The sequence below is a fragment of the Pseudacidovorax sp. RU35E genome, assembly GCF_900156165.1.
Classification (GTDB): Bacteria; Pseudomonadota; Gammaproteobacteria; order Burkholderiales; family Burkholderiaceae_C; genus Xenophilus.
Genome location: NZ_FTMY01000016.1, coordinates 51,187 through 64,007, shown reverse-complemented (window position 1 = coordinate 64,007; position 12,821 = coordinate 51,187). Strand labels below are relative to the sequence as shown.

Here is a 12,821-nt window from a genome sequence, read left to right as displayed (position 1 = left end):
CTGTTATTGGTAGTAATCGAAGTCGCGCTCACTGCGCGTCTTGCGCAGCAGCTGCATGACGTGTGCCACGTTGACGCCGGGGTCCAGGCGCACGTAGTGACGGCCGCCCTGCCAGAGGAAGCGCTCGCCGCCCAGCAGGTCGTGCATCTGGAACCATTGGCCGGGCTCCACGCCCAGGCCGAGGGCCACCGGGTCGAAGTCCAGCATGCCCCACTGCGCGTGGTCCGGGTCGAGGTTGACCACGGTGACGATCACGTCCTGCCCGTCCGGCGACTGCTTGGCCCAGGCGATGAGCTGATCGTTGTCGATGGGCAGGAAGGTCAGGCCGTCGTTGCGCTGCAGCGCGGGATGCGCGCGGCGGATGGCGTTGAGGTGCGCGATGTAGGGCGCCAGGCTGTCCGGCCGGCCCAGGTCCCAGTGGCGAAGCTGGTACTTCTCGGAGTCGAGGTATTCCTCGCTGCCCTCATGGCGCGGCAGGTGTTCCTTCAGCTCATAGGCCGGGCCGTAGATGCCGTAGCTGGCGCTCAGCATGGCCGCCAGCACCAGCCGCAGGCGGAACATGGCGTCCGAGCCCGTCTGCAGCTGCGCATGCAGGATGTCCGGCGTGTTTGGCCACACGTTGGGGCGGAAGTAGTCCAGCCCCGGCCGTGTGGACAGCTCGGTGAAGTACGCCACCAGCTCCCGTTTGGTGTTGCGCCAGGTGAAGTAGGTGTACGACTGGGAGAAGCCGGCCTTGGCCAGCCGGTGCATCACCTTCGGGCGGGTGAAGGCCTCGGCCAGGAAGATCGCGGTGGGATGCTCGCGCTTGACCTCGCCGATCGCCCACTCCCAGAAGGGAAAGGCCTTGGTGTGCGGGTTGTCCACGCGGAACACCGTCACGCCCTGCGCGATCCAGTGGTCCAGCACGCCCTTGAGCGCGACCCACATGCCCTGCCAGTCCTCGCTCTCGAAGTTGAAGGGGTAGATGTCCTGGTACTTCTTGGGCGGGTTCTCGGCGTACTGCACAGTGCCGTCGGGCCGCCACTTGAACCAGGCCGGATGTTCCTTGACCCAGGGATGGTCGGGCGCGCACTGGAACGCGATGTCCAGTGCGATCTCCAGCCCATGCCCGCGGGCGGCCTTGACCAGCGCGCGGAAATCCTCGTGCGTGCCCAGCGCGGGCAGGATGGCGTCGTGCCCGCCTTCGTCGGCCCCGATGGCCCACGGGCTGCCCACGTCGCCCTCTTCCGTCACCAGCGCGTTGTTGCGGCCCTTGCGCTGCATCCGGCCCACCGGATGGATGGGCGGGAAGTACAGCACGTCGAAGCCCATCTTCGCGATGCCCGGCAGCAGGGCCTGCACATCGGCGAAGGTGCCGTGGCGACCCGGCTCGGGCGAGGCGGAGCGGGGAAAGAGTTCGTACCAGGTCGAGTAGCGCGCCAGCGCCCGGTCGGCCACCAGCGGAAAGCCGGGCTTGAGCGCCGTGGCATGCCGGCGGTCGGGATAGCGGCGCACGATGGCCGCCAGGCCCTCATCCAGCGCATGGGCCTTGAGCAGGGCGGCATCCTCGCTCGCGTCGGCCGCGCGGGCCTCGAGCGCATGAGCCCAGCCCTGCAGGCGCGTGGCGTCCTGCGACTGGCCGGCCTCGCGCGCCCGGCCGGCGGCGGCCAGGATCTCGGCCGCGCCCACGCGGGCGGCGATGCGGATGTCCGCGGCGTCGACGCGCCGCTCCAGTTCGTGATGCCACGACTCGAAGGCATCGACCCACGCCTCGACCGTGTAGCGGTAGCGCCCAGGCACCGGCGGCATGAAGCGCGCATGCCATTCGTCGTTCCACTTGAGGGCCATTTCCACCTCGGTCCAGGTGGCCTCGCCCTCGCGCTGCCAGTGCAGCATCACGCGCAGCATGTCGTGGCCTTCGGCGAAGCAGTGCGCCTCGACCGCGAAGGGCTCGCCCGCGACGCACTTGGCGGCGAAGCGGCCGTTGTCCACGCAGGGCAGGACGGCATCGATCACGGCACGCTGCCGGCCGTCTTCGAGACCGATGGGATGCACCAGGGGCTGGGCGCTGAGCAGAACGGGAGCGCTCATCGGACAGGACCTTTCTCGAGAACACCGGAGACGTCGGAGACATCGGAGACATCGGGCGACAGCGGCGCCCGCAGGTAGAGCGTGGACAGGGGCGGCACCGCCAGCACCAGCGACTGGGCCTGGCCGTGCGAGGGCACCGGCACCGTCTGAGCGCCGCCCAGGTTGCCCCAGCCGCTGCCGTCGAACTCCTGTGCATCGCTGTTGATGAGTTCCGTCCAGTTGCCGGCCACCGGCACGCCCACCCGCAGGCCCGGGCGGGGCACGGGCGTCATGTTGCAGATCACAAGCACCGGCGCGCCGCCAGCCTTCGGCTTGCGCAGGAACATGTAGAGGCTGCGGTCCGAATCGTCGGCCTCGAGCCACTGGAAGCCGGCGGGGTCGAAGTCGAGCTGGTGCAGGGCCGGCTCTTCGCGCAGCACGCGGTTGAGCTGGCGCACGAACTGCTGCACGCCGCGATGGCCCCACTGGTCGCTGACCCACCATTCCAGTTCGCCCTCGTGCGTCCATTCGCGCCGCTGGCCGAACTCGCCACCCATGAAGAGCAGCTTCTTGCCTGGGTGCGCCCACATGTAGCCGAAGAAGGCGCGCAGGTTGGCGAACTGCTGCCATTCGTCGCCCGGCATCTTGCCGATCAGCGAGCCCTTGCCGTAGACCACCTCGTCATGCGAAAGCGGCAGCACGAAGTTCTCGGTGAAGGCGTAGACCAGCGAGAAGGTGAGCCGGTGGTGGTGGTAGCGGCGGTAGACCGGATCGTCGTGCACGTAGTCGAGCGTGTCGTGCATCCAGCCCATGTTCCACTTCATGCCGAAGCCCAGCCCGCCCATCTCGATGGGCCGAGACACGTTGGGCCACGCGGTCGATTCCTCGGCCACGGTGAAGGTGTCGGGATGCTCGCGGTACACGGCGCGGTTGAGGTCCTGCAGGAAGGACACCGCCTCCAGGTTCTCGCGCCCGCCATGCACGTTGGGGATCCATTCGCCCGGCTGCCGCGCATAGTCCAGGTACAGCATCGAGGCCACCGCGTCCACGCGGATGCCGTCGATGTGGAAGCGGTCCAGCCAGTAAAGCGCCGACGAGATCAGGAAGGCGCGCACCTCGTTGCGGCCGTAGTTGAAGATGGCCGAGTTCCACTCCGGATGGAAACCCTGGCGCGCATCCGAATGCTCGTACAGGTGCGTGCCGTCGAACTCGGCCAGGCCGTGCGCGTCGGTGGGAAAGTGCGAGGGCACCCAGTCCAGGATCACACCGATGCCCTGCTGGTGCAGGTGGTCGACGAAGTACATGAAGTCTTCCGGCGAGCCATAGCGCGAGGTGGGCGCGAAGTAGCCGGTGGTCTGGTAGCCCCAGGAGCCGTAGAAGGGATGCTCGGTCACCGGCATCAGCTCCACGTGCGTGAAGCCCATCCAGCCGACATATTCGCCCACGGCATGCGCCAGCTCGCGGTAGCCCATGAACTGGCCGTCGCGGCGGCGCCAGGAGCCCATGTGCAGCTCGTAGGTGCTCATGGGCGCATCCAGGGCGTTGCGCGCAGCGCGGCCCTTCATCCAGGCGGCGTCGCCCCATTCGTGCGCGCCGGCCCAGATGCGTGAGCCGGTGGCCGGCGGCAATTCGGCACTGAAGGCAAAGGGGTCGGCCTTCTCGCCGACATAGCGGCCATCGGGGCCCCAGATGCGGTACTTGTAGGCCTGACCGGGTTGGGCCGGGATGCCCTCACCCTCCCACACGCCGCTGCCGTCGGGGCGAACCTGCAACGGGTCGGCTTCGTCGTTCCAGCCGTTCCAGTCACCGATGACGCTGACACGGCTGGCGTTGGGGGCCCAGACGGCAAAACGGAAGCCATGGCTTCCGTCGGGGTGCGCGCCCAGGCGCTCGTACAGCCGCGCATGGCTGCCCTCCCGCAAGAGGTGCACGTCCAGGGGGCCGAATCGGGAGGATGGAGCAGAGGCTGAGGACATGATGCCGGGGGGCGTGAAGGTCAACGAAGGTTGTACCCCGCCAGCAGGAAGGAGGCCGGACGGCAAAGCCGCGGTGCCTTGTCGGACGGATGCCCACGTCCTTTGCGAACAACACGGGGGGGGCCGGCCGGCGCCCCGTCTTGTGACCCTCTCCCGCAAGGGGAGAGGGACATGTGCCTTACATCGTCGGCTTGTAGAAGATGTAGTCGGCCTGGTAGTTGACCACCTGCTTCTGGCCCAGGGTCGCCTGGCCGCAGGGCATCATGGGTGCGACGCCGCCCTTGGTGGCCACGCGCTGGATGTAGCTCACGCCCTGCATGGCGCCCATGCCCATCGCCGGGTTGGCCTTGACCAGCTGCAGCGGGATGTTGCCGGCACCGCCCGGCGCGACGGCGACCTGCGTGGCGGTGACCTTGGAGCCGTCCATGCTCTCCCAGGTGGCGGGCGGGCCGTAGTAACGGCCGATGGCCTTGCCGCTGCGGTCCATCAGGCGAGCGTCGGGGCCCACGAAGAACCATTCGAACTGGCCGGCCATGTCGGCCTTGGCACGGCATTCGTAAGTGATGGTGCCGGCGCCCACCGTCTCGAGGGCCACGCGTTGGCCCGCCGGGACTTGCACCGGTGCGGGCAGGCTGGCCTGGGAATACGGGGCCGGCATGGGCGCGGTGGCACAGGCGGACAGAAGGACGGCGGCGGCCACGGTGGCCAGGGGGGCGGTCATGCGCATGGAATGCTCCTTTCGATGGGCAGCAACAGGGTTGAGGTTCAGGGGTGGCAGTCGGCGGTCGCCCTCCGCGACCTGTCCTTGCTGCCTGCCCCTCCTCGACTTACGGCGGCCGCCATGGTGCGGATGCATACCCTGCGAAAGTTGAAGGATTTGTGAATTCGACGGCGGCAGCCACCCGCATCCGTCCGGTCGTGGCGTGCGTACCCGACGGATGGCCGCCGCTCCAGCACAATCCCCTGATGCCTTTTGCCACGACGCCCGACGACGAGCTGCTGCGTCTGCTCGACCGTGTCGCCCGCCGCGACGCCTCTGCCCTTCAGACGCTGTACGAACGCACGTCGTCCCGGCTCTTCGGCCTTGCGATGCGCGTGGTGCGGCAGCACGAGTGGGCAGAGGACGTGTTGCAGGAGGCCTTCCTCACCATCTGGCGCTCGGCGCCCGACTACCGCGCGACGCTCAGCCCGCCGATGGCCTGGATGTCGCTGATCGTGCGCAGCCGGGCACTCGACCTGCTGCGCCGCCAGACCAGCCAGGGCAGCGACGTGACGCAGGAGTTCAGCGAGACGCTGGCCGACACCCTGCCCGCGGCCGAACCCGGTCCGCAGGAGCTGGCCGATGCGAGCGAGCAGGCCTGGCTCCTGCACCAGTGCCTGCAGCAATTGCCCAATGCCCAGCGCGAGGCCTTGTCGCTTGCCTATCTGCGCGACCTGAGCCACAGCGAACTGGCCGCCCGACTGGCGCAGCCGCTGGGCACCATCAAGACCTGGATCCGGCGCGGGCTGGAAAAGCTGCGCGGCTGCATGGAGCAGGCGTCATGACCCGGCCCCGTCCTTCCACCGCCACCGGCCCGAGGAGACTCTCATGAACATCGCCGCCAATGCCCGCCTGCTGGCCCTGCTGTCGGCCGCCCATGCCCTGGGCACGCTGCGCGGCGGCGCACGCCGACGCTTCGAGGCCCTGGCCCGCGAGCAGCCCGCCGTGCGGGCGAGCGCGCTGCTGTGGCGCGAGCGGCTCACGGGCTTCGTCGAACTCGCGCCCGCGGTGAACCCGCCCGCCGCGGTGTGGACCCGCATCCGCAACCTGGTCGACGCCGACCTGCAAGAGACCCGTCTGGCCCAGCAGAAGGCGGCACCGACGCCGCCGGTACGCACCACCGGCTGGTGGGGAAGCCTGGCGATATGGCGCGGCGCATCGGCCGCGGGCCTGGCGGCCACGGTGCTGGCGGGCGTGATCGGCCTGCAGTTCTGGTATCAGGCGCGCGAGGCGCAGCAGGTCAAGTACGTGGCGGTGCTGAACGACGATCGCTCGGCCGCGTCGATGCTGGTGACCTTCGATGCGAAGCACCGTCAGCTGACGCTGCAGCGCGTAGGCGACTTCAGCGTGGCGGCCGATCGGTCGCTGCAGCTGTGGGCCCTGCCGCCAGGGCGCACGCCGCAGTCGCTGGGGGTGGTGGATTCGCCCGCGGGCATGCGCCTGGCGGCCAGCGCGCAGATGCTGCAGCAGGCACCGGCGCTCGCGGTCAGCCTGGAACCCAAGGGCGGGGTGTCCGGCGACCGTGGGCCGACGGGGCCGGTGCTGTTCCATGGGGCGTTGATCGAGAAGACGCTGTGATGGGTTCACGGCATCCGGTCACCCGAGTGGACTGATCGGGGTCTGCGCGACGACGGACGTCGCTCCTTCTACCGCTGTGCCGCTAACCGGCAGAGGGCACCGGTGTGCGTGCGGAGGTGCCATTCGCGGCGCCGTGCAGTACGGCAAGCACGTCGGTGGAATGCGGGCACCCGCGACGTGAGGCAAGCCGGTTGGCGCGAGCGTGCACCGGGAGCGCGCATGCCGGTGCCCTCTGCCGGTTAGCGGCGCGCCCCATGTGCCCCATCAAGGAAGTCAAGCGCCTGCCCCTGCAAGGCACGTCACGACAATCGCGAGCCTTCAACACACCAACCAGCGCAGCGCAGAACGAAGGGGGTCCATCTACGCAGAACACCGCGCTGCGGATGCATTCCCGGACGCACTGCAGGCCGATGCCATCCAGGCGATGCACAGACCCGTATCTGAAGAGCCTGCCGCATATCCGGCGGTACAACATCCCAAGGAGCCTCCCATGACTTTCTCGAAGAAGACCACCCGCATCCTCGCCGCCACCCTCACCGCCTTCGCACTCGGCGGCGCCGCCATCGGTGCATTGGCCCAGGTCACGGTGGGTGGCGCGCCGATGTATGCCACCAAGGACATCATCGACAACGCCGTCAACTCCAAGGACCACACCACGCTCGTGGCCGCCGTCAAGGCCGCCGGACTGGTCGAGACCCTCAAGGGCCCGGGCCCCTTCACCGTCTTCGCGCCCACCAATGCGGCCTTCGCCGCCCTGCCCGCCGGCACCGTCGACACGCTGCTCAAGCCCGAGAACAAGGGCCAGCTGACGACCATCCTGACCTACCACGTCGTGCCCGGCAAGGTCGACTCGGCGGCGCTCGTGAAGATGATCGACGACGGCAAGGGCCAGGCCATGCTCAAGACCGCCGCGGGCGGCAGCCTCAAGGCCACGCGCAGTGGCAACACCGTGAAGATCACCGACGAGAAGGGTGGCTCGGCCGACGTGACCATCGCCGACGTCTACCAGTCCAACGGCGTGATCCACGTCGTCGACAAGGTGCTGCTGCCCAAGTAAACAGAGAAGGCATGCACGGTCCGTTACCTTTGCGTGCGGACCGTCAGGTGCCACTCAGGGCACCCCGACATACTTCGTTCTCGGCAGTCCGATCTTCTCCGACTCTTGCTTCCCCTCCACACCCGGACTGTCTTGGGGCCCGCTTTACGGCGGGCCCTTTTTCTTTTGTGCGTCCGTGTTCTCAGCAGGCCAGCATCTGCCACCGGCCTTCGGCAAGGCGCTGCAGGGTGAGGCCTTCGAAGCGCCACAGATGCAGCCAGCCATTGGCCAGCAGATCGCGCACCACGGCATGCTCCGCGATCACCGCATCGATGGCGGCCTGCGGCGCATCGATGACCACCGTGAGTCGCAGCGGCTCGTGCACCCAGCGCTGTCCATCGTGCAGCGACTGACGCGACAGGCCGATGCGCAGGTCGCCGCCATTGCCCTCGAACACGCCCAGGGTGCCACCCACCACGTTGTGCAGCAGCTTGTTGCCGCTGCCCAGCCGCACCGGGTCGCAGGTGGATGCGTGGTACTGCCAGTTGATCCAGTGCGTGACCAGCATGGGGGCCGTCATCAGTTGCGTGAGCAACTGGCCCCCGGGGTCCTGTGCGGCGTCGTAGTCGTGCAGGAAGGCCCGGCCCTGCAGGTCCACGCCCTGCGTGCGATGCCGAGGCCCGATCACGAAGGCGGCGTTGCCCGCGAGTCCCCATTCGGGGCGGGTCTGCGCTCCGTCGTTGGCGCGGCGGCGCAGCTGGCGATGCAGCGCATCGGCCGGCGCCTTCGGATCCAGCCCCAGGCGCGGCGCGCGCTCGCGACGCACCTGGTCGGCGGCGGCCTCGAAGACCGATTGCAGCCGGTCCCAATGGGCACGGGCCTCGGGTGAGAGCCGGTCGAGGTCGAAGCCTTCGATCTCGTCGGTGGACGTGTTGTGCAGCGCGGCCACGAACACCGTGGCCGAGGGCACGTCGATGCCCTGCGTCTTCAGGCCTGCACGCACCGCTGCATCGTTGAGCAGCTGCGCCAGGCTGCGCGCATTGACCTCGCCGGTCTGGCCGCAGCAGGCACCGCAGTCCAGCGCAGCCGCATGCGCGTTGTTGGCCGACTGGCTGCCATGGCCGACGAGCAGCACCAGGGGCGCGAGCCCCTGCACGAGGCCCATGGACTGCAGCACGCGCGCCGCGAGGGCCACACGCGCCTCGGCATCGAGGCCGAGCAGCTGCGGCCGGCACACCGACCGATAGCGCGCGGGCACGCCGTCCAGATCGTCGCGCGCGCGGTCCTGCAAGCCAGGCCGCAGCCAGCGGCCCAGCCGGCCCAGATAACCCAGCCCTGCGGCCTCGACGAAGGAGAAGGCCGCGCCCGGCCAGCGGCTGGCCGCATGCCACTGGTCGCCGAGCGCGAAGCGATGCTGGCGGGCCTGTCCGGCCTGCCGCTGCAGCTGCGGCGCTGCGGCAGCGTCGCGGGCGTCGGTCGGCACGAGCACATCGCCCACCGTCACGGCCGGCGCCAGCAGTCCGGGCAGTTGGGGCCGCTGGGTGGCGGTGCCCAGCGGCGTGTACGCCAGTGGCAGGCCGAAGAAGCCGGCCACGCCCAGGGTCTGCATGCCGGGGCAGGCGGCCTCCAGCGCGCGGCGCAGCGGCTCGCTGCGCACGTCGATGCAGAAGGCGGCCTGCACCTCGGGCGTCGCCGCAGACGGGCCGTTGGAAGACGCACGGCCGGCCAGCGAGGCGGCCAGCCCGCGCTGGTAACCCATCTCCAGAGCCACCTGCCAGACCTCGTCCACACGCAGCGCCACTTCGGCCTGGGCCAGCGCCTCCGGCGCCCGGCCCCATTCGCGCTGCACGGTGGCGAAGGCCTGCCGCGCGGCGAGGTCGTCCTTGCAGTCCAGCAGCAACGCGCCCCAGGCCAGGCGGATGGCCAGCAGCTCGCGCAGGTGCGGGTCCTCGCGGCCCGCCAGCCGGGCCTGCCAGCCCAGGTAGGCGCACCACGACGCCCAGCCATTGACCGTGAGCAGCACCGACTCCAGGTAGTCGGCCCACACGGCCGGCGGCAGGCCCAGGCGCTCGATCACCCACTGCTCGGCCTCGCGGGCCGTGGGCGGCAACGCGTCGATGCTGCGGCCGATGTGCGGCAGGCCCATGAGCAGGCCGATGCCGTGGTCGTGCTGCAGGGTCTCGCGCCAGAAGGCGTAGAGGCCCTGGGCGCGCGCCGGCTGCCAGTCGGCCTGGTGCATGTCGAACCAGGCGGCACAGGTCTGGCTGACCTGGTGGGTGATGGCCTGCCGCCAGGCCAGGCGCGTGTGGCGCTGCGGGTCGTTGTCGAGCACGTCGATCAGCAGCGGCAGCGGCTGCACCGGCAGGGGCCGGGCCAGCGCGGTTACGCAGGCCTCGGGCGTGAGTTCCGCTTCATGCAACTGCTGCAGGGCCTGCTGCAGGTCGGCCGCGGTGATGCGGCCGTCGGCCCAGGCCTGCGCCTGCCGCTCGCGCGGCGGGAAGACCTGGATGCCGCCCAGCACGGCCATGCGCGCCGCCACCCGGCGCACCGGCATGCCGATGCGCGACCAGTGCGGGTTGACGGCGATGGCGCTTTCCAGCGGCCAGGCGGGCGCGATGGCCTCGCAGGCGCGGCGGCAGGCGGCATCGATCCGGTCGGCCTGCAGGCCGTCGGGATGAGGCCACGCCGCGGCATCGATGGGCGCCGAGGCGGAGGCCGGGCGCGTAGGGTTCAGGACATCCGTCATGGTGTTCTCCGTGCGGGAATGGGGTGGGCGTAGTCAGGCCACAGGGGCCGACAGCCGGCCGGCCTGTGCATGGCGGCGCGCCTCGGGCGTCCAGCGGGCGGGCCAGAGCCGCAGCGCCAGCCGGGTGTAGACCTCGTCGACATAGAAGCCGGCATAGCTCCAGCGCCGCGCGCGGGCGAGGGCCTGGGGCCGCCACTGCAGCGTGGCCAGAGCCAGGTACAGCAGGGCCATGCCCAGCACCGCGACGGCGCCGGCCAGCGCCTGCGGTGCGTCCTGCAGGCCCAGCGGCAGCGCATGCATGAGCCGTGCGGCCAGGGCCAGGCCGCCGATCATCAGCAGGCCCCAGAGCAGCGCCCGCGCCCGGGCACCGACCGCCGCCGGCGTGGCCGGCAACCAGAGCATGGGCGCCCAGGCCAGGCCCAGCAGCGCGCTCCACCACAGCGGCCAGGCCGGGCCGCCCACGGCGGCGAGCACGACGAGCACCGCGCAAACGGCCAGCACCGGCGCCAGCAGCAGGCTGAGCGAAGTTGGCACGGCCGGCGCATGCAGCGCCTGCCGCCGCGTGTCGCGCACCACGCCCGAGGCCGACAGAAAGGCATGCGCCTTGTAGAGCGAATGGCCGATCAGGTGCAGCGCCGCCAGCGTGTACAGGCCGACCGCGCACTCCACCAGCATGAAGCCCATCTGCGCCACGGTGGACCAGGCCAGCCGCACCTTGATGCTGATGCGCGTGAGCATGACCAGCCCCGCCAGCACCGCCGTGGCCAGGCCGAAGCCCAGCAACAGCCAGCGCGCAGGCGCCGCGGCGTCCAGCAGCGGCGCAAACCGGATCAGCACGAAGCCGCCCAGGTTGACCACGCCCGCATGCAGCAGAGCCGACACCGGCGTGGGCGCCTCCATCACCTGGGTCAGCCAGCCGTGCACCGGCAGCAGCGCCGTGCGCAGCACCACCGCCAGCACCAGCGCCGCGGCGGCCACCTGCAGGGACAGGGACAGGCCCTGTTGCGCCACATGCGCCCATAGCGCCGACAGCGAACCGCTGCCCACCTCATGCCAGGTCAGGCCTGCGGCCAGAAGCAGCAACCCGTCGGCGGCCCGGTCGGCGATGCGCTTCTTGTGCGCCGCCAGCAGCGCGAAGGGACGGTCCGGGTAGAAGCACAGCAGCGACTGCAGGGCCGCACCGACCGCCGCCCAGGCAGCGATCAGCACCAGCCAGTGGTCGGCCATCAGCAGCAGGTGCACGGCCGCCAGCACGCCGCCCAGCGCGGCCGCATAGCGGCGCTGGCCGGCCTCGCCCTCCAGGTAGCGGGTTGAGAAGCTGGCGATCACCGTGCCCAAGCCCTGTACCAGCAGCGCCAGCACCAGACCGAGCACCGTGGGCTGCAGGCCGGGCAGGCCCTGCAGCAGCGACGGCCCGGCCAGCAGTCCCAGTCCGGCCGCAGTGAGCGCCACGCCACACAGCGCCTGGAAGCCGCGCCAGCTGGCGGCCACGGTGAGCCGGCCCGACAGGGCGAGCACCGCGGCCAGACCCATGGCAAGGGGCGGCAGCACCGACAGCGCCGGCCCCGGGATGTGTGCGAAGTCCATCGCGAACCCTCCGAATGAAAACTGGGCGCGATGATGCTTGGCGGCTTTCGTTCTGTAAATTACATTGATAAGAACCAATCAATCCACAAATTAGAACGATGCAGCTGGAGCAGCTCAACTTCCACCACCTGTTCTATTTCTGGCGCGTGGCCACGCTGGGGCACCTGACGCGGGCGGCCGAAGAGCTGCACACCTCGCAGTCGGCCGTGTCGGCGCAGATCCGCCAGCTGGAAGACCGGTTGGGCGAGGCGCTGTTCACCCGCGAGGGCCGGCGCCTGGTGCTGACCGACACCGGCCAGTTGGTGCTGGCCTATGCCGAGAACATCTTCGGCCTGGGCCAGGAGATGCTGGGCCGGCTGCAGGGCCGCAGCGACGGCGTGACGCGGCTGCGCGTGGGTGCGGTGGCCACGCTTTCGCGCAACTACCAGGAGAACTGGCTGCGCCCGCTGCTGGCCGACTCGGCGGTGGTGCTGACCCTGGAGTCGGGGCTGCTCGAAGGCCTGGTCGAGCGCCTGGTGCAGCACCAGCTCGACGTGGTGCTGGCCACCGAGACGGTGCCCGCCGACCCCGACCGGCCACTGCACTGCCGCCTGCTCGGCAGCCAGTCGATCTCGCTGGTGGGCCCGGCCAGCCGCTGGCAAGGCCGGCCGCTGCGCATCCCCGAGGACCTGGACGGGCTGGAGATCGCCCTGCCCGGCCCGCGCCATGCGCTGCGCGGCCAGTTCGACGGCCTGTGCGCCTCGGCCGGCGTGATGCCGCGCCTGCGGGCCGAGGTGGACGACATGGCCATGCTGCGCCTGATCGCCCGCGACAGCGGCTGGCTGACGGTGCTGCCCGAGGTGGTGGTGCAGGACGAGTTGCGCAACGGTGCGCTGGTGATCGTCGGGCGCTCGGACGCGCTGCAGGAGCGCTTCTATGCCATCACGACACCGCACCGGCACCGCATCGAGGTGCTGGAGCGGTTGATGGCGCAGGCGCCGGCGGCGGGCTGAAGGGCGCGCGGGCCGAGGCATGCCCGGCTTCGACAGGCTCAGCCCGAACGGCTTGGGGGGCGCGGAGCCACTCCTGCCGCTTGCTGCTTGCGATGGC

Annotated in this window: 9 protein-coding genes; 4 read left to right on the top strand and 5 right to left on the bottom strand. The window is 70.3% G+C overall.

What is annotated here, in order from left to right:
* Positions 1-3: 3 nt before the first annotated feature.
* From BXA03_RS23475 to BXA03_RS23465, 3 genes are all read right to left on the bottom strand, one after another.
* The gene (locus tag BXA03_RS23475) at positions 4-2,070 is read right to left on the bottom strand and encodes an alpha-1,4-glucan--maltose-1-phosphate maltosyltransferase (protein ID WP_076511608.1); all 2,067 of its coding nucleotides are present in this window, start codon (positions 2,068-2,070) and stop codon (positions 4-6) included.
* Complete coding sequence (gene glgB, locus BXA03_RS23470; protein ID WP_076511668.1) at positions 2,067-4,025, bottom strand: 1,4-alpha-glucan branching protein GlgB; 1,959 nt, start codon at positions 4,023-4,025, stop codon at positions 2,067-2,069. Before glgB ends, BXA03_RS23475 begins: the two co-directional genes overlap by 4 nt.
* A gap of 178 nt (positions 4,026-4,203) precedes the next feature.
* Positions 4,204-4,752 carry a DUF3455 domain-containing protein gene (locus BXA03_RS23465; protein WP_076511607.1) on the bottom strand — a complete coding sequence of 183 codons (549 nt, stop codon included), beginning with the start codon at positions 4,750-4,752 and terminating at the stop codon, positions 4,204-4,206.
* A 239-nt stretch (positions 4,753-4,991) separates the two neighbouring features.
* On the opposite strand from BXA03_RS23465, the gene BXA03_RS23460 reads away from it, so the two are divergent.
* The 3 genes from BXA03_RS23460 to BXA03_RS23450 all read left to right on the top strand — a co-directional run bounded on the left by BXA03_RS23460 (position 4,992) and on the right by BXA03_RS23450 (position 7,420).
* Positions 4,992-5,570 carry an RNA polymerase sigma factor gene (locus BXA03_RS23460; RefSeq protein WP_076511667.1) on the top strand — a complete coding sequence of 193 codons (579 nt, stop codon included), beginning with the start codon at positions 4,992-4,994 and terminating at the stop codon, positions 5,568-5,570.
* A gap of 43 nt (positions 5,571-5,613) precedes the next feature.
* Positions 5,614-6,363, top strand: a complete 750-nt coding sequence (locus BXA03_RS23455) for an anti-sigma factor (RefSeq protein ID WP_076511606.1) — start codon at positions 5,614-5,616, stop codon at positions 6,361-6,363.
* Between the two features lie 490 nt (positions 6,364-6,853).
* A complete protein-coding gene (locus tag BXA03_RS23450; protein ID WP_076511605.1) occupies positions 6,854-7,420 on the top strand; it encodes a fasciclin domain-containing protein in 567 nt (188 codons plus the stop codon).
* A 181-nt stretch (positions 7,421-7,601) separates the two neighbouring features.
* Here the strand turns inward: BXA03_RS23450 and BXA03_RS23445 are convergent, their stop codons facing one another.
* Together BXA03_RS23445 and BXA03_RS23440 are read right to left on the bottom strand one after the other, a co-directional pair.
* A complete protein-coding gene (locus tag BXA03_RS23445) occupies positions 7,602-10,145 on the bottom strand; it encodes a YbcC family protein (RefSeq protein WP_076511604.1) in 2,544 nt (847 codons plus the stop codon).
* A 33-nt stretch (positions 10,146-10,178) separates the two neighbouring features.
* The gene (locus BXA03_RS23440; protein ID WP_076511603.1) at positions 10,179-11,732 is read right to left on the bottom strand and encodes an NADH-quinone oxidoreductase subunit L; all 1,554 of its coding nucleotides are present in this window, start codon (positions 11,730-11,732) and stop codon (positions 10,179-10,181) included.
* A gap of 98 nt (positions 11,733-11,830) precedes the next feature.
* On the opposite strand from BXA03_RS23440, the gene BXA03_RS23435 reads away from it, so the two are divergent.
* Entirely contained in the window at positions 11,831-12,724 is an 894-nt protein-coding gene (locus tag BXA03_RS23435) for a LysR family transcriptional regulator (RefSeq protein WP_076511602.1), read from the top strand.
* The last annotated feature ends 97 nt before the right edge of the window (positions 12,725-12,821 follow it).

Excerpts from the sequence above, each read along its gene's own strand:
- BXA03_RS23475 (WP_076511608.1), bottom strand. The coding sequence starts at position 2,070 with ATGAGCGCTCCCGTTCTGCTCAGCGCCCAGCCCCTGGTGCATCCCATC.
- glgB (WP_076511668.1), bottom strand. The coding sequence starts at position 4,025 with ATGTCCTCAGCCTCTGCTCCATCCTCCCGATTCGGCCCCCTGGACGTG.
- BXA03_RS23465 (WP_076511607.1), bottom strand. The coding sequence starts at position 4,752 with ATGCGCATGACCGCCCCCCTGGCCACCGTGGCCGCCGCCGTCCTTCTG.
- BXA03_RS23460 (WP_076511667.1), top strand. The coding sequence starts at position 4,992 with ATGCCTTTTGCCACGACGCCCGACGACGAGCTGCTGCGTCTGCTCGAC.
- BXA03_RS23455 (WP_076511606.1), top strand. The coding sequence starts at position 5,614 with ATGAACATCGCCGCCAATGCCCGCCTGCTGGCCCTGCTGTCGGCCGCC.
- BXA03_RS23450 (WP_076511605.1), top strand. The coding sequence starts at position 6,854 with ATGACTTTCTCGAAGAAGACCACCCGCATCCTCGCCGCCACCCTCACC.
- BXA03_RS23445 (WP_076511604.1), bottom strand. The coding sequence starts at position 10,145 with ATGACGGATGTCCTGAACCCTACGCGCCCGGCCTCCGCCTCGGCGCCC.
- BXA03_RS23440 (WP_076511603.1), bottom strand. The coding sequence starts at position 11,732 with ATGGACTTCGCACACATCCCGGGGCCGGCGCTGTCGGTGCTGCCGCCC.
- BXA03_RS23435 (WP_076511602.1), top strand. The coding sequence starts at position 11,831 with ATGCAGCTGGAGCAGCTCAACTTCCACCACCTGTTCTATTTCTGGCGC.